The organism is Salimicrobium humidisoli (genome assembly GCF_002295105.1).
GTDB lineage: Bacteria > Bacillota > Bacilli > Bacillales > Halobacillaceae > Salimicrobium > Salimicrobium humidisoli.
This window is the reverse complement of the sequence record NZ_NSGH01000002.1, coordinates 187375-203173: the sequence shown is the minus strand read 5'-3', so window position 1 is coordinate 203173 and position 15799 is coordinate 187375. Positions and strand designations below refer to the sequence as shown.

The window sequence follows — 15799 nt, the reverse complement described above, 5'->3', positions numbered from 1 at the left end:
GTTTATCCGACAGGGACTCATAGGGTTTGTGAAAGACATGCCTCATTCTCTTACACTTTCTCCGGTCGTAATCATGAAAGTCCTTCTGGACTCTTTTCCTTACACGGTCTACAGCCCAGTTGATATATCGGCAGAAGTGGAAACGGTCGGCGACGATGATGGGGTTATTCAATGCTTTGTTCACCGCCGACTTGAAGGAATAGCTCATGTCCATGACGACACACTCTACGTTCGACTTTTTCTTCTTCAGATAGTCTTTTACGGTCTCGGCCGACCGGTCCGGTAGGATATCAATCGGTTCCCCGGTATCCGCGTTAGCGATGATGACCTGATACTTGCCATGGTCCGTATCTCCCTTATATTCATCAATCGCAATCACGCGAGGGAGTTCCTCCACTTCTTTCAGGTGAGAAGCCGAGATACGATCAAAGCGCCGGACGGCTGTATTGGGCGATGTATGAAACAGGTGGGCTGTGTCTTTAAAGTTCTTGCCATGAATGAGCCTGAAGCCGAAGGCCTGGTTCCATTCTTTCGAATGGCGCTGGTAACGCTCGACCAGAGAATTCTGTTCCGCAAACTTTTTCCCGCATGCGCAGGCATACCGTCGTTTACGATAGAACAGGTGAGTCAGGCGTTCAAACCACTTGAGGTGTTGGACCTTCTGCACCCGATAGTCATGAACCCGACGGGTTCTGGCTCGACAGGAAGGACAAACGTGGGTTTTCTTCGGCATCTGGACATGAAGATACAAACACCCGTCCCGTTCCTCCGTCTTCTTCACTTCCACACCTTCAAATCCTGGAATCATCATGGTAGAATGCATATATACACACAACTCCTATCTTTTTCTTGGGTCTCGTCAATTCAAGTGTAAAAGATAAAGGAGCTTGTGTGTTTTTTTTATGCTGAATTTTTCTGATACCCCAACAAATATTGTAGAGCCGATAAAAAAACTGCCGCTTCCCTCCAATGTTTCGTAGAGTTCGGCAGCAGTCGCAATCTTACTGGTTCATAATTTTTTCTTTCAGATCCCGGTCGAAAACCCCGGCTTCCAGCATTTCAATTTCGTGCTGATAAGGGGGTTTTTTATTTTTCTTATCTTCTCCTACGTAGGGGGTCTCCAGTATTTTGGGAAGATCTTTGAGTTTAGGGTGATAAACGACGTGATGGAGAGCTTCAAAGCCGATATAGCCGAAACCTATATTTTCGTGCCGGTCTTTGGCGGCCCCTCTCTCATTCTTACTGTCATTTACGTGAATAACCTTCAGCCGGTCGAGTCCCACAATACGGTCGAACGTGTCCAGCACACCATCGAAATCATTTACAATGTCGTAGCCCGCATCGTGAATGTGACACGTATCAAGGCATACGGAAAGGTGTTCATCATGCTCTACCCCTTCCATTATCGCAGCCAGTTCTTCGAAGTTCCTGCCTATCTCGGAACCTTTCCCGGCCATCGTCTCCAGTGCTATCTGTACGTGCTGGTCTTTATATAATACTTCGTTCAGACCTTCGATGATTTTGGCGATGCCGAGATCCGCCCCCTGAGCTACGTGAGAGCCCGGATGAAGAACAATCTGTTTCGCTCCGAGAGCTTCTGTTCTTGAAATTTCATTTCTGAGAAAATCCACGCCCAGTTCGAACGTTTCCGGCTTCACAGTATTACCGACGTTGATGATATAAGGAGCGTGCACTACAAATTCTTCGATTCCATGCTCCTCCATATGCTTCTGCCCGTTCTCGATGTTGAGTTCTTCGATCGGTCTCCTCTTCGTGTTTTGAGGGGCACCTGTATAGATCATGAACGTATTGGCGCCATAGGAGACAGCTTCTTCACTGGCCCCCTGAAGCATTTTTTTACCTTTCATCGAAACGTGTGAACCAATTTTAGTCATACTTCAGCAGTCCTCCTGTCATTTCTTCCCTTTTCGGTAACTTTCCCTTTTCATCTGTTTATAGTTTTTATCAGCTTTGTATTTCATTTTCTTCTTATAGCCCGGTTTCACTTTTTTCGGTTTACGTACGAGCTGTTTCGCTTTCTTTTCCATTTCGTTTTCCTGTTTTTCTCTGTTTTCTCTGCGCAGGTAGTCCTTCGCTTCTCTCCATTCACCTTTTTTCACTTCATAGAAGTTGAATGTGAGCCCCTTCCCTTTCAGCTTTTCAATGAGGGGAAGATCCGAATCTTTGTACAGATTAATGGCGGTACCTTCTAATCCTGCTCTCGCTGTCCGTCCTACCCGGTGAAGATAGAATTCCGTTTCCTTAGGCATCTGAGCGTTGATTACGTGGCTGACCCCCTGGATATCTATACCTCTTGAAGCAAGGTCGGTAGCTACAATGTACTGGAACCTCAGTTCCTTGAGATCTTTAAGTACGCGTTTTCTTTCTCTTGGACTGAGACCTCCGTGGATGAGACCTGGCTTTATTCCCCGTGAAGTCAGTTCAGCAGCGAGTTTGTCGGCTTCGTCTTTCCCATTTGTGAAAATTATAGCCAGATACGGCTGTATCGCTTTCGAAATTTCGATAATTACATCAGCCGGTTCCTTATGCTTCAGCTCTACCAGCCTGTGTTCCATGGATTCCGGCGCCAGCTGCTTCATATCAGTTTCTATATATACAGGGGACTGGAGATATTTTTTAAGAAAAGGCTGCAGTCTTTCCGGGATGGTGGCGGAAAACACTCCTACCTGCAGGTCCTCTTTCATCCGGATCAGAATCTGATCCACATCCTCAATGAACCCGAGATCCACCATCAGATCAGCTTCATCCAGTATAAATGTTTTTGCATCAGACAAATCAAGTGCGCCCTCTTTAGTCATATCAAGAATTCTCCCGGGAGTGCCTACAATTATTTGCGGAGGAGTCTTCTTCAACTGTTCCATCATTCTGTACTTGTCGCTTCCCCCTACGACAAGTTTCGCTTTCACTTCTTCGCTGAATCCGGAAGCCTGCAAAGACTTTTTGACTTCTTCATGAATCTGCATGGCCAGTTCCCGCGTCGGGGCGGTGACGACCGCCTGCACTTTTCTGTCCGCCTCCAGACGGTTGAAAATCGGCAGAAGGTAGGCATGCGTCTTACCAGAACCGGTGTGAGACCGTGCAATTACACTTTCTCCTCTCAAAAATGGAGGTAATACTTTATGCTGAATTTCAGTAGGTTCTTTGAATTTCAAGGCGCTCACGATATTAGAAACGGTGGGTGTAATGTCGTACTGGTCGAACGAATGTGTATTCATAATCAAACTCCTTTAGAATTTATCCTTTCCCTATTATAATAGAGGCTGGTTCATATTGCACACTAATAATTTTTACATCAGTAACGTTTACCTTTATAATGAGATTAGAGTTTGAAGACGGAGGAGGACAAAACACATGGAAGTCATTAAAATTGCCCCTCGTGGCTACTGCTATGGTGTCGTGGATGCGATGGTTATTGCGCAGAACGCAGCGAAAGACCCGAATCTTCCACGGCCGATATATATTTTAGGGATGATCGTCCACAATTCCCACGTGACGGACGCATTCGAAAGCGAAGGGATTATAACTCTCGACGGTGAGAATCGTCTGGAAATACTGGAATCCATCAATGATGGAACAGTCGTATTTACGGCCCACGGAGTTTCCCCCGAAGTTAAAGAACGGGCTAAAGAAAAAGGACTGATGACACTGGATGCTACATGTCCTGACGTTACGAATACGCACAACCTTATCAGGGATAAAGTGGCAGAAGGATACGAAATCGTTTATGTGGGTAAAAGAGGGCACCCGGAACCCGAAGGTGCACTTGGAGTCGCCCCCGGAAAAGTTCATCTCGTTCAGACGGAAGATGAAGTGGAGAACCTGGAAGTGGACAGTGAAAAACTGCTTATCACCAATCAGACCACGATGAGCCAGTGGGATGTCTATGATGTTATGGAAAGGGTGAAGGAGAAGTATCCTCACACCGAAAAACACCAGGAAATCTGTATGGCCACCCAGGTCCGCCAGGAAGCCGTTTCCGAGCAGGCAGGGGAAGCCGATCTCACCCTGGTTGTGGGAGACCCTAAAAGTAACAACTCCAACAGACTTGCCCAGGTATCTATTGAAAAAGCCGGTACACAGGCCTATCGCATTAAAGACGTAACAGACATCGACCTCGACTGGCTTGATGGAGTGGAAACCGTAGCTGTAACCGCCGGTGCATCCACCCCTACTCCAATCACCAAAGAGGTAATCCGTTTTATTGAAAACTTCGACGAGGAAGACGAAGACACTTGGATCCGCGAATCCAAAGTAGAACAGAAAAAAATACTACCTCCGGTTAAACGGAAACAGAACAAACCGAAAGCATCAAAGCAAAACTGAAAAGCGTTATCACCGTATAGTACTTTTATATACAGAATGCCGCAACAGGCATTCTGTATTTTTTGTATTTTAAATAAAAATTCAAAAAAGACCGGCGAAGGTAAAACTGCCGGTCTTACTGCATTTCTCTTCTAAATGAATCGAAAAGGTTCAGTATGTGTCTCCGATATGATCACTTCTACATCGAATGCTTCTTCGACTCTTCTTTTAATCTCCGGACATACCAGTTTTTCCACGTGGTGGCCCGGATCAATGATGGCCAGTCCTTCCGCCCAGGCATCCTGGGCTTTATGGAAGGTCACGTCACCTGTGATCAGCACGTCAGCGCCTTTTGAGATTGCGGCTTTGAAAAAATCTTCGCCGCTCCCTCCGACGACTGCCACTTTCTTCACCGGTTTATTCAAATCTCCGGTAACCCGTACTGAGGGTACCTGATAAGCTTTTTTCACTTTTTCCGTAAAACTTTCAAGATTTGTCGGCGAGGCTAGTGTTCCTATTCGGCCAAGGCCTCTGTTCTCCCCATTGATTTTCACTTCGTAGACATCATACGCAGGTTCTTCATACGGGTGAGCTTTCGCAATTGCCTGAACGACACTATTCAAATCGTTTTCTTTCACTATAGTTTCTATTTTTAACTCATCGACTCTTTCCATCTCTCCCGGTGCACCTATATAAGGGTCCGCTCCTTCCAAAGGCTTAAATGTCCCCTCACCTTCAATCTGGAAAGTGCAGTGACTGTATTCACCAAGATGTCCGCCCCCGGCTTCAGCCATAGCGTTTCTGACATCTTCTGCATGGTCATGAGGCACATGTATAGCTACTTTGTACACCTTCTCCTGGAATAACGATACAAATGGTTTCGTTCTCTGTAGTCCTATGCTGCCACTTAACACGTCATTCACACCGCCTTCAGCGATATCAAGGTTGGTGTGCGATGCATAGACGGTAATATCGTGAGCGAGGAGTTTCTGGAGTATTCGACCTTTAGCCTTATCTGTATCAATCGTATCCGGTTTTTGAAAAAGGAGGGGATGATGAGCAATAATTAAGTCTGCTCCTTCACTGATCGCCTCGTCAACTACAGATTCAAGTACATCCAGCGTAACCATCACTTTTGACACCTGTTTATTTTTGCCGCCTACCTGAAGACCGACATTATCCCAGTCAAATGCCCACGTCTCCGGTGCCCAGTCGTCCATTACCCGCATAACCTCTTTTGCCTTAATCGTTTTCATGATAGAGGACCTCCTTCAGTATATCGATTTCTTTTATAATTTCTTTCTTTTTCGATTCCTGTTCATCCGCAGCCCGCTCCAGCTGATGAAGAATTTCCGTATTTTTCTTCAATTGCCGTTCCCATTTTTTTCTGAACACTTCTGTTTTATCTTTCATTAAAATGGGACCGAGCCATAACTCCGTTTCTTTATGATCTTTTGTATACAACGAAGACGAGGCATCGCGGTCTGCAATCAATATTTCATATATGTGATTATTTTCTTCGATGATTTTTTCGTCGACCAGTGCGTACCCGTTTTCCTCAAGCCATCTGCGCACTATTTCGGAATGGATATTAGGTTGGAGCAGTAAACGTCTTACACCTCGTAGTCCGTCCTTCCCTCTTTCAAGAATGGAGGCGATCAGCGGCCCGCCCATACCTGCAATGACCACCTCGGAAACGTTACGGCCCTCCAGAACGTCCAGCCCGTCCCCTTTCCGCGCTTCTACTCTGTTATGGACCTCGTATTCTTCTATTACTTTTTTTGCACTGTTCAACGGTCCCTCGTTCACCTCACCGGCCAAAGCCTTCGCTTTCGGATGATTCAAACAGTAATACACGGGCAAATAAGCATGATCGGACCCTATGTCTGCAAAATATGTCTCCTCCGGAAGATACTCCGCGATGAGAGACAGGCGTTCGGATAACCTCACCATTTACTCCTCCTTCAATAAGAAAAGCTTCCTGGCATCCAGAAAGCTTTTCACTTACGTATTTATTGTTCCGCCAGCCATTCAGCTACTGCTTTAGCTTCTTCTCCGGTGTACAGTCCCGCCGGCATCTGGCCTTTACCGTTCTCTATAGTACTGACGATTTCCTCAACGGAGAGACGGTCGCCCACGCCCTGGAGGTTCGGACCTACCCCGCCGCTCAAATCACTGCCGTGACAGCTTGCACAGGAATTCTGGAACATTTCTTCAGGATTGGCGCTGGCCGTCTGTTCTTCTCCACCGCCTTTGTCTTCGTTTTCAATCGCCTGTTGCTCGTTCATCCCTACGCTGCCGACAATTATCATCGTCAGGATACCCAATACGGCGATAAGTGCAAAAGGGATTAATCTTTTCTTTATCATACAAAACTTCCTCCTTATGTATTCATTATACTGTAGGTATTTTAAACCGAGCTATATATATTCTACTCGATATCCTCCATTTAGAAAAGATGATAAATTAAAAATTAAATTTTTAAAGAGATTTATAAGTACTGAAAGTCATCTGATCAGCATGCTGATCAACGTACCCGCCAACAGAGCGATGCCTGAGACTTTGACGTAGAACAGGCCCCTCTGCATACCGATCGTCATCCATCCGACTGCATTCAAAAGAGCAACCCCCTCGGCGTATATCACGGGGAAATAATAAGCAGCGGAAGAAGTGGTAAGCAGGAAAACGATAATAAGTGTAATGACCAACGGAAGCTCAACCGGCGCATTTTCTTTTTTTATCAAGCTCTGCATTAAAAAAGAGGAAGCTGCAAAACCGGTCAAAAGTAAAGATTGCAAAATGATACCGTTTTCAGTAAAATATATAACTGTAAACGACAATGGAATCAACAGGAAATTAACAGAGTAATATGTAGCAAGCCACGGGCTTGTACGTGAGACTTTTTTCTCTTTATCAGCTCCGCTCTCACCTTCTGTGTATAAAGCTAACAGAAAATCACAGTATTTATCAGGTAACAGCTTATTCTCTTTCCAGTATCTGATTTCATCTACGATAACGTCCTTACGGTTTTTTGACAATGTCCGTCTACCTCCAGGGTATTAATGGATGCCCGGAGACATTAAGCTCCCCGGACACCATGCTTTATTCCCTTTACTCCATAAAATCCTTCAGACGTTTACTGCGGCTCGGATGTCTAAGCTTGCGCAGAGCTTTGGCTTCGATTTGCCTTATTCTCTCGCGAGTAACCCCGAAAACTTTCCCTACTTCTTCAAGTGTCCGGGTCCTGCCGTCATCGAGGCCAAAACGTAGACGAAGCACATTCTCTTCCCGGTCCGTAAGCGTATCCAGTACATCTTCAAGCTGTTCTTTCAAGAGTTCGTATGCTGCGTGATCGGAAGGAGATGTAGCCTCCTGGTCTTCAATGAAATCCCCCAGATGGGAATCATCTTCCTCGCCTATAGGCGTTTCAAGGGAAACGGGTTCCTGAGCTATTTTCAGTATTTCTCTGACTTTATCAGGAGTAAGCTCCATTTCTTCCGCAATCTCCTCGGGTGTCGGCTCTCTGCCGAAATCCTGAAGCAGCTGCCTCTGGACACGAATAAGTTTGTTGATAGTCTCTACCATGTGGACAGGGATACGTATCGTCCGGGCCTGGTCGGCGATAGCTCTCGTAATCGCCTGGCGGATCCACCAGGTTGCATACGTACTGAACTTGAACCCTTTACGATAGTCGAACTTCTCTACCGCTTTGATCAGACCCATGTTCCCTTCCTGAATCAGATCCAGGAACAGCATACCACGGCCTACATAACGCTTGGCGATACTTACGACGAGACGAAGGTTCGCCTCCGCCAGCTCTCTCTTAGCGAACTCGTCTCCTTCTTCGATACGGTGGGCAAGACTGATTTCGTCATTCGCAGACAGCAGGTTCACGCGCCCTATTTCTTTGAGATACATACGCACGGGATCGTTTATTTTCACTCCTGGCGGTACACTCAAATCGTTCAGGTCGAACTCTTCTTCTTTGTTCAACTGCTGCATATTAGGGTCTTTCTCGGAGTCCCCTATCACTTCTACACCCTGCTCATTCAGCTTCTCATAGAATTCATCCATCTGATCGGAATCCAATTCAAAATGGGATAATTTCTCTGCCACTTCTTCATAAGCAAGAACTCCACGTTTCTTTCCAAGCTCCATTACCTGTTCTTTAGCCTGGTCCAGCGTCAGTTCATTTTCGTTAGCATTAGCGTTAGCTGACTTTTGGTTATTTTCAGCCATGAGCTCCCCTCCTTCAAACTTGTAAACAGCCTACTTTCTGCTCTTCCAGCCTCTGTTTTCCTGCAACAGTTGCATGGCTATCTCAGCAGCGCGTATCGGGTCCTGTTTTTCCACTTCTTTCATTTCTTTGTGCAAATGATTCGTATTTTCTTTTTTCCATTTCTCCCTTTTCACCTGATACAGATAATCCTCTATCTCTTTTTCAGGGACTTCAGGTGTAAGAGGTATGGAAGCGATATCCGTAACGAGATTCCTGAGACGGTCTTCGCTGAAACTTTCCAGAAATTCACTGATATTCATTGATTCATTTTCTTCATAATACGCATATAGCTGCATTGCTATAATCTGGTGGTCTTCAATATTAAAAGAGGCAGAAATCTCCTGTTTCACCACTTCAGCAATATAAGTGTCTTTCATCATATAAGCCAGCAGTCTCCGCTCCGCGTTGTGAAAAGCACGACGGGGTTTATTACCGGAAGGAGCACGTGATTCTTTATCATTTGCTTTCCGCCAGCTTTGATGACGGTGTGTCTCCGTATTTGCTTCAGGTTTCCATTTTTCCATTTCCTCTTTGAGACTCTCCATGGATAAAGAGAACTCCTTACTGAGTTCCTGTAAGTAGTATTCCCTCTCTACCCCTCTTTCTAACTTGGCGACTTCCCGCAGGACAGTCTCGAGGTATTCGAAACGGTCGCCTTCAACCTGAAGATTGAACTGGTTTTTATAGTATCTCATGAGATACCCTACAAACGGCTCACTCGTATCGATTACTTCCCGTTTGAACCTGTCTCCGCCTTCTGTCTTTATAAATTCATCAGGGTCTTTCTGATTGGGCACTCTGGCTATAAATACGTGAATGCCGGCATTCTGGAGTTCTTTGGCTGTCTTCACAGAAGCTTCGATTCCAGGTTTGTCCCCGTCATAACATATGATAACCTTTTCCGAATACCGCTTCATAAGTTCTGCCTGACCCGGGGTGAGAGACGTTCCCATGGTGGCGATGGAGGGGCCGATATCCGCCTGATAAGCAGCGATCACATCGGCATATCCTTCAAAAAGAACGATCCGGTTCTGTTTCCGGATATAGCCGCGCGCCAGATCAAAATTATACAACAGTTTCCCTTTATGAAACACGGAAGTTTCGGGACTGTTTAAATACTTGGGCTGGCCTTCCCCAAGGGTCCGGCCGGCAAAAGCTACCGTTTTCCCCAGATGATTCCGCAGCGGGAAAATGATTCTTCCGCGAAAACGGTCGAGGTGCCCTCCACTGTCTGTCTCCGAAAGCAGACCGGCTTTCACCATTTCCTGAGGGTGATAACCTTTCTTCTCCAGAAAAGTGGCTACTACATCCGGCTTGTCAGGGGCGTACCCCAGATTGAAAGTATCAATGGTCTCCCTTGAATAACCTCTTTCCGTCAGGTATTGAAGTGCTTCCTTACCTTCCGTAGTGTTCACCAGAAAATGATGATAAAGTTTAGCCAGCCACTGATGGGCTTCCAATATCCGCTGGACTCCGTCATCTTCCCTTTCGGTCACCGTCTGATTCTTTTCGGGAAGGGCGATATTATTCCTGGCAGCCAGATGTTCGACAGCCTGGATAAACGTCCAGTTCTCTTTTTCCATCAGGAAGGAAAATACGTTTCCTCCCTTTCCACAACCGAAACAGTGAAAAATCTGTTTTTCCGGAGATACAGAGAAAGAAGGCGTACTCTCTCCGTGAAACGGACATAGTCCGAAATAGTTCCTCCCCTGTTTCTTCAGTTGTACATGTTCCCCGATTACATCTGTAATATCCGTGGTTTTCCGAACTTCTTCTACAGTTTCTTCCGGAATTCGTCCGGCCATTTCTATCACCAGCACTCTATAATTTGATTACATGCCACGCTCATGCAGGATATCAGACAATCTTTCCTTGAACAGCATGCGGTCATGCCTGGTCAGAGCGGCAGGCCCCTTCCCATAGTTTCCGCGTCTTTTTTCCTTCATTCTTATATATTTGGAATGCATAATCGATTCCACCTCAAAGCTTTTAATCAGTTTACCTCTGGGGGTCAGAACGTAAACCCCTCTCTCAAGAAGCAGTGATGCCAGGGATAAATCCTGTGTCACCACTACATCACCAGGTTTTACATGATTAAGAATAAACAGATCCACCGCATCCTGCCCTTTCTCTACGAAAGTCCATTCCTCCCCGAGATCCGGGGAATAATGGTCGTAGCTCGCTACGAATCGGACGGGTATAGTCTGCATGTACGCAATTGATCGAATCTCTTCTTTTACAGGGCAGCTGTCAGCGTCTACCCATATAGTCAGTGTAAATTTCGTCATAATTTTAATTTCTACAGAGCACTCTGAAATCCTTCTTTCTGATGAATGTTTTATTATTCTGAAAGCTCCATATCGGGCTACAACGTTTTATTTTAAAACAACTCCCCGTCCGGATGCCACTATTTGGCTTTCACGCTTGAAAAAGTCGCGCTGCCACAGCGCGACTTTATTATTTTTCTCCATTGGTACGTAAAGTGTGAATAATTTTATTAGCCGTCTCCTCTACAGCTTTGTGGGAGACATCTATTACTTCACAGCCGATATCTTCGACAATCCCTTCAAAATAGGAAATTTCCTGTTTGATCCTTTCAAGATTGGCATAACTCGCCTCATCGCCCAGACCTAACGCTTTTAAGCGTTCTTTTCTTATATCATTCAATTTTTCGGGCGTTATCTTCAGTCCTATACATCTTCTAGGATCGACTTCGAAAAGTTCCTTCGGTGGTTTGACTTCCGGAACGATTGGAACGTTGGCGACTTTAAGCCGTTTATGCGCCAAATATTGGGAAAGAGGAGTTTTGGAAGTTCTGGAGACCCCGATAAGTACAATGTCGGCTTTCTTTATCCCACGCGGATCTCTGCCGTCATCGTAGCGGACTGCAAATTCGATCGCTTCCACCCGCTTGAAATAATCTTCGTCAAGTTTGTGGACGAGTCCCGCTTCAAGTCTCGGTTCTCTACCGAAGTGTCTCTCCATGGAGTCTATCATAGGCCCCATTATGTCTACACATTCCAACTCTTCTTCTTCGGCCCGCTTAAGCAGATACTTCCTGAGTTCCGGCGATACGAGGGTGAACCCGATCAATGCTTCATGTTCCTTTGCCTGAATGAGCGTTTCATCGATGATCGATTCATCTTCGATATATGGTATTCTCTGTACGTCAAAGGGTCCATCATTAAACTGGCTCAAAGCCGCTTTCACTACAAGTTCCGCCGTTTCCCCGACGGAGTCTGACATAATATATACAAATGGTTTGACCATGCTGTCCCCTCCCAAAATGATTTACAGGTGCTCGTCTCTCCCGAGTTCGACCAGCGCTTTCGCTACATTCGTCTTCGTCAAACGGCCTACCACTTCAAGGCCGTCTTCCTTTTCCTCCACGACCGGCACTCCATCTATCTGTCTTTCAATTAATGTCTGTGCGGTATCGAGCAGTAAATCTTCTGCTGAACAGTAGGCAATATTCGGCATTCGGGTCATTATGATGTGTACGGGTACCGAAGTGAGATCCTGATTCCCTATGCTTGCCCGCAGTAAATCTTTCCTCGAGAGGATGCCTGTCAGTTTAGCATTTTCATTCGTGACGAAAATAGTACCTACATCCTCAAGAAACATATTAACAATAGCGTCATAAACCGATACATTTTCATCTACAACAATCGGGATCGATTGAAAATCTCCCACTTTGAATTTTTTCAGTTTCTCCGTAAGCAGTTCCGATCCGGTTTTACCCGTAAAGAAATAGCCTACTCTCGGCCGGGCATCAAGGTAGCCGGCCATTGTCAGTATCGCAAGATCGGGCCGCAACGTGGCTCTCGTGAGACTTAGCTGATCAGCTATATTTTCCCCGGTAATAGGGCCCTGTTCTTTTACGATTTCAATAATTCTTTCTTGTCGGTTGGACAGATCCATGATTTCACCACCCTCGTCCTAACTATGCCATACTATTATTTAATATTATATACATTTTTAAAAAGAAAGGAAAAGAAGGGAGGCGTCAATTCTGCTGCTTCCACTGGATAGCATTAAAGTCTGCAAAAACGTAAAGAGTGTCCGCCACGTTCTTTAAAAGTGCCAGACGGTTCATTCTTACACTTTCATCTTCCGCCATGACCATAATATTGTCGAAGAATGAATGAATCGGCTCCGCCAGTTCGCTCAGAGTGCGGAGAGAAGCATTTATTTCTTTCTCCTCCAGTTGTTTAAAGAATGCTTCTTTCACTTCTTCATGTTTTTCATATAACCTCAGTTCTTCTTCTTTTTCGAATAAAGATTTATCCACTTCGGCACCTTCTGCCTTGTCGGCCATATTCAATGTTCTTCCAAACGCTTCCTGAACAGCGCGGAACCCGTCTTCATGCCTTTTTGCGGAAAGCAGATGGGCTTTTTCTTTCGTGAGGGAATAATTACCGCTACCTTCCGCAAGCACCGCTTCCACGACATCGCTTTCTACATCTTCTTTTTTCAACAGGTAGGCGGTTCTTGCATTGAAAAACTCATGGACATTGGCTCGAAGTTCCGTTTGTGCTGCTGTTCCGACCGCCTTCTCCCCGTAGTAGGACACCGCTCTGTCCAGAAGTTCCGTTATATTGATATCAAACCCGTGTTCTTCGATGATTTTAAGAACTCCGAGGGCCTGTCTTCTGAGACCATAAGGGTCCTGGGAACCGCTCGGAAGGTTACCGACAGATATCGCCCCAACGATTGTATCCAGTTTATCAGCCAGACTTAATACGGCCCCTGTAATTGTTTCAGGTACGGCGCCTCCCGCCTGTTTCGGAAGATACTGTTCACGGATAGCTACAGCAACCTCTTCAGTTTCCCCGAAAATGCGTGCATATTTTTCACCCATGATCCCCTGTAAATCAGTGAACTCGTCGACCATTTGCGTAACGAGGTCGAATTTGGATATACGGGCTGCCCTTTGCACATTTGCCCTGTCCCTATCTGAGATAGCCAGTTTGTCGCTTATGATAAGAGCTATATCTTCATTTCTGCCCACTTTTTCAGCGAGCGTTCCCAACTCTTCCTGATAAACGATTTTCCCAAGCTTTTCAAGCCTTTGTTCAATCGATACCTTCAGGTCTTCTTCGTAAAAGAACTCGGCGTCCGACAGTCTTGCCCGTAACACCTTCTCATTCCCCTTCGCTACATTATCGATATGCTCTCCATCACCGTTTCTCACACCTACAAAGTAAGGAAGAAGAGCGTCGTCCCGGTGCACAGGGAAGTAACGCTGATGCTCTTTCATAGAAGTGATCAGTACTTCATCCGGTACCTTAAGAAAGGATTCGTCAAAACTCCCGCTGAACACCGTCGGATACTCTACGAGGTCCGTGACTTCCCATAAAAGATCTTCATCTTCGTGGATGTCCCAGTTCTTCTCCTGCTGCAGCTGCTCCAGCTGACGCTGAATGTCCTCTTTACGTTCGTTACGATCCACTGCCACGAATTGTTCGTAAAGAGCGCTTACGTACCGGGAAGGATGTTCTATTTCCACCGTTCGTCCTAAAAACCGGTGACCGCGTGTAGTTTTTCCTGCCGAAACCCCTTCGATTTCCAAAGGAATGATCGTTGATTCGAACAAAGCGACGAGCCAGCGGATCGGTCTTATAAATCTAAGGGAATGATCTCCCCACCGCATATTTTTCGGGAAAGCGAGGGACAGGATCACGTTCTTATAATCCTGCAGAATAGTTTCCGTCTCTTCGCCTTTAATATATTTATCTATGTGCGCATAAGACGTACCGTTAACCTCTTCAAAGTAGATATCCTCCGGGGTTTTCCCCTGGCCTTTGGAAAAGCCGACAGCCGCCTTCGACCACTCTCCATCCTCATTTACCGCAATTTTCTCGGCAGGGCCCTTCGCCTTTTCCTCGGTATCCGGCTGCTTTTCAGGCAGCCCTTCTATATATACGGCCAGTCTTCTCGGAGTGGAATATACAGTTATCCCGGTAAAGGGCAGTCTGTTCGCCTCCAGCCACTCTTCCGTTTTTTCTCTCAGTTGATTTTCGGCGCTGCTGATGAATCGGGCAGGCAGCTCCTCAAGACCTATTTCGAATAGTGCCTCATTACTCATGGGTCGATTCCTCCTTTAACATTGGAAAACCTAGTTCTTCCCGTTTCTCTACATACGCCTTCGCTATCTTTCTCGCCAGGTTACGCACTCTTCCGATATAACCGGTCCGCTCAGTGACGGATATGACACCTTTTGCATCCAGAAGGTTGAACGTATGGGAACATTTCAAAACGTAGTCGTAGGCAGGGAAAACGAGATTTCTTTCCATAAGCTTCTCCGCTTCTTTTTCATACGTTGTAAACAGTTCAAACAGCATTTCTTCATCCGATTCCTCGAAAGTATAGACGGAATGTTCATACTCGGGCTGAGAAAAAATATCGCCTACGGTCACCCCGTTCGTCCATTCCAGCTCGAATACATTTTCCTTATCCTGAATATAGGAAGCCAGCCGCTCAATACCGTACGTGATTTCCGCAGAAACCGGTTTCGCTTCCAGGCCGCCTATCTGCTGGAAATAAGTGAACTGAGTGATCTCCATGCCGTCAAGCCACACTTCCCAGCCAAGGCCGGCAGCGCCGAGTGTAGGGTTTTCCCAGTTATCCTCCACAAAACGGATATCGTGCTGCTTCGGGTCGATACCGAGAGCTTCCAGGGACTCCAAATATATTTCCTGTATGTTGTCCGGAGACGGTTTCATTATGACCTGGAACTGATGGTGCTGGTAAAGTCTGTTCGGGTTCTCTCCATATCTTCCGTCAGCCGGACGACGTGAAGGTTCCACATAAGCTACATTCCACGGTTCCGGTCCCAGACTCCTTAACAGCGTCATAGGGGACATCGTCCCGGCCCCTTTCTCCGTATCGTAGGCCTGCATTAAAATGCACCCCTGGTCTGACCAGTGTTTCTGCAAAGTCAATATCATCGTTTGGATATCCATTCCTCTACCTCCTGTATATTAAAGAAATTCTTTTCACTCGCCATCCTGCACGAAAAATCCCGCCCCTATGCCGTTAAGACATAGGGGCGGGATTTCCGCGGTTCCACCCTATTTGCCGATACATCCTGACGTATCAGCCACTTTCCGATCATTGCTCCGGACTGCCTTCTTCGGAGGGAAATGGGCTGCCTTGCACCTGTTACAGCCTCGCTGGACATCTCCACTTCCGAGT

Annotated in this window: 15 protein-coding genes; 1 reads left to right on the top strand and 14 read right to left on the bottom strand. The window is 46.2% G+C overall.

Annotated elements, in window-relative coordinates:
- The 3 genes from CKW00_RS02360 to CKW00_RS02350 form a co-directional block, all read right to left on the bottom strand.
- Positions 1 to 823 (bottom strand): ISL3 family transposase (locus CKW00_RS02360; protein WP_095821193.1); only part of this gene is annotated, 823 nt, incomplete at its 3' end.
- A 178-nt stretch (positions 824 to 1001) separates the two neighbouring features.
- Entirely contained in the window at positions 1002 to 1895 is an 894-nt protein-coding gene (locus CKW00_RS02355; protein ID WP_095821192.1) for a deoxyribonuclease IV, read from the bottom strand.
- An 18-nt stretch (positions 1896 to 1913) separates the two neighbouring features.
- Positions 1914 to 3236, bottom strand: a complete 1323-nt coding sequence (locus CKW00_RS02350) for a DEAD/DEAH box helicase (RefSeq protein WP_095821191.1) — start codon at positions 3234 to 3236, stop codon at positions 1914 to 1916.
- 136 nt (positions 3237 to 3372) lie between these two features.
- Between CKW00_RS02350 and CKW00_RS02345 the strand changes: the two genes are divergently transcribed.
- Positions 3373 to 4344, top strand: coding sequence for a 4-hydroxy-3-methylbut-2-enyl diphosphate reductase (locus CKW00_RS02345; protein ID WP_076569903.1), 972 nt, complete (start codon positions 3373 to 3375; stop codon positions 4342 to 4344).
- 131 nt (positions 4345 to 4475) lie between these two features.
- On the opposite strand, the gene CKW00_RS02340 is transcribed toward CKW00_RS02345, so the two are convergent.
- The 11 genes from CKW00_RS02340 to glyQ all read right to left on the bottom strand — a co-directional run bounded on the left by CKW00_RS02340 (position 4476) and on the right by glyQ (position 15567).
- Entirely contained in the window at positions 4476 to 5579 is a 1104-nt protein-coding gene (locus tag CKW00_RS02340) for a Nif3-like dinuclear metal center hexameric protein (RefSeq protein WP_095821190.1), read from the bottom strand.
- Positions 5566 to 6276 (bottom strand): tRNA (adenine(22)-N(1))-methyltransferase, encoded by a 711-nt coding sequence (locus CKW00_RS02335; protein ID WP_095821189.1) that lies wholly within the window; start codon positions 6274 to 6276, stop codon positions 5566 to 5568. Before CKW00_RS02335 ends, CKW00_RS02340 begins: the two co-directional genes overlap by 14 nt.
- Before the next feature lie 59 nt (positions 6277 to 6335).
- A complete protein-coding gene (gene cccA / locus CKW00_RS02330; protein ID WP_095821188.1) occupies positions 6336 to 6692 on the bottom strand; it encodes a cytochrome c550 in 357 nt (118 codons plus the stop codon).
- 138 nt (positions 6693 to 6830) lie between these two features.
- Positions 6831 to 7361, bottom strand: coding sequence for a hypothetical protein (locus CKW00_RS02325; RefSeq protein ID WP_095821187.1), 531 nt, complete (start codon positions 7359 to 7361; stop codon positions 6831 to 6833).
- 73 nt (positions 7362 to 7434) lie between these two features.
- On the bottom strand, positions 7435 to 8562 hold the full coding sequence (gene rpoD / locus CKW00_RS02320; RefSeq protein ID WP_008588808.1) for an RNA polymerase sigma factor RpoD: 1128 nt from the start codon (positions 8560 to 8562) through the stop codon (positions 7435 to 7437).
- A 30-nt stretch (positions 8563 to 8592) separates the two neighbouring features.
- Entirely contained in the window at positions 8593 to 10422 is a 1830-nt protein-coding gene (gene dnaG / locus CKW00_RS02315) for a DNA primase (RefSeq protein ID WP_332889025.1), read from the bottom strand.
- A gap of 12 nt (positions 10423 to 10434) precedes the next feature.
- Positions 10435 to 10890, bottom strand: coding sequence for a YaiI/YqxD family protein (locus tag CKW00_RS02310; RefSeq protein ID WP_095821185.1), 456 nt, complete (start codon positions 10888 to 10890; stop codon positions 10435 to 10437).
- A gap of 169 nt (positions 10891 to 11059) precedes the next feature.
- Positions 11060 to 11872 carry a pyruvate, water dikinase regulatory protein gene (locus tag CKW00_RS02305; RefSeq protein WP_008588801.1) on the bottom strand — a complete coding sequence of 271 codons (813 nt, stop codon included), beginning with the start codon at positions 11870 to 11872 and terminating at the stop codon, positions 11060 to 11062.
- Positions 11873 to 11893: 21 nt separating this feature from the next.
- The gene (locus CKW00_RS02300; protein WP_008588798.1) at positions 11894 to 12523 is read right to left on the bottom strand and encodes a helix-turn-helix transcriptional regulator; all 630 of its coding nucleotides are present in this window, start codon (positions 12521 to 12523) and stop codon (positions 11894 to 11896) included.
- A gap of 85 nt (positions 12524 to 12608) precedes the next feature.
- Positions 12609 to 14690, bottom strand: a complete 2082-nt coding sequence (gene glyS / locus CKW00_RS02295; RefSeq protein ID WP_095821184.1) for a glycine--tRNA ligase subunit beta — start codon at positions 14688 to 14690, stop codon at positions 12609 to 12611.
- Positions 14683 to 15567 (bottom strand): glycine--tRNA ligase subunit alpha, encoded by an 885-nt coding sequence (glyQ, locus tag CKW00_RS02290; RefSeq protein ID WP_095821183.1) that lies wholly within the window; start codon positions 15565 to 15567, stop codon positions 14683 to 14685. Before glyQ ends, glyS begins: the two co-directional genes overlap by 8 nt.
- Positions 15568 to 15799: the final 232 nt, after the last annotated feature.

Excerpts from the sequence above, each read along its gene's own strand:
- CKW00_RS02355 (WP_095821192.1), bottom strand. The coding sequence starts at position 1,895 with ATGACTAAAATTGGTTCACACGTTTCGATGAAAGGTAAAAAAATGCTT.
- CKW00_RS02350 (WP_095821191.1), bottom strand. The coding sequence starts at position 3,236 with ATGAATACACATTCGTTCGACCAGTACGACATTACACCCACCGTTTCT.
- CKW00_RS02345 (WP_076569903.1), top strand. The coding sequence starts at position 3,373 with ATGGAAGTCATTAAAATTGCCCCTCGTGGCTACTGCTATGGTGTCGTG.
- CKW00_RS02340 (WP_095821190.1), bottom strand. The coding sequence starts at position 5,579 with ATGAAAACGATTAAGGCAAAAGAGGTTATGCGGGTAATGGACGACTGG.
- CKW00_RS02335 (WP_095821189.1), bottom strand. The coding sequence starts at position 6,276 with ATGGTGAGGTTATCCGAACGCCTGTCTCTCATCGCGGAGTATCTTCCG.
- cccA (WP_095821188.1), bottom strand. The coding sequence starts at position 6,692 with ATGATAAAGAAAAGATTAATCCCTTTTGCACTTATCGCCGTATTGGGT.
- rpoD (WP_008588808.1), bottom strand. The coding sequence starts at position 8,562 with ATGGCTGAAAATAACCAAAAGTCAGCTAACGCTAATGCTAACGAAAAT.
- CKW00_RS02310 (WP_095821185.1), bottom strand. The coding sequence starts at position 10,890 with ATGACGAAATTTACACTGACTATATGGGTAGACGCTGACAGCTGCCCT.
- CKW00_RS02305 (WP_008588801.1), bottom strand. The coding sequence starts at position 11,872 with ATGGTCAAACCATTTGTATATATTATGTCAGACTCCGTCGGGGAAACG.
- CKW00_RS02300 (WP_008588798.1), bottom strand. The coding sequence starts at position 12,523 with ATGGATCTGTCCAACCGACAAGAAAGAATTATTGAAATCGTAAAAGAA.
- glyS (WP_095821184.1), bottom strand. The coding sequence starts at position 14,690 with ATGAGTAATGAGGCACTATTCGAAATAGGTCTTGAGGAGCTGCCTGCC.
- glyQ (WP_095821183.1), bottom strand. The coding sequence starts at position 15,567 with ATGGATATCCAAACGATGATATTGACTTTGCAGAAACACTGGTCAGAC.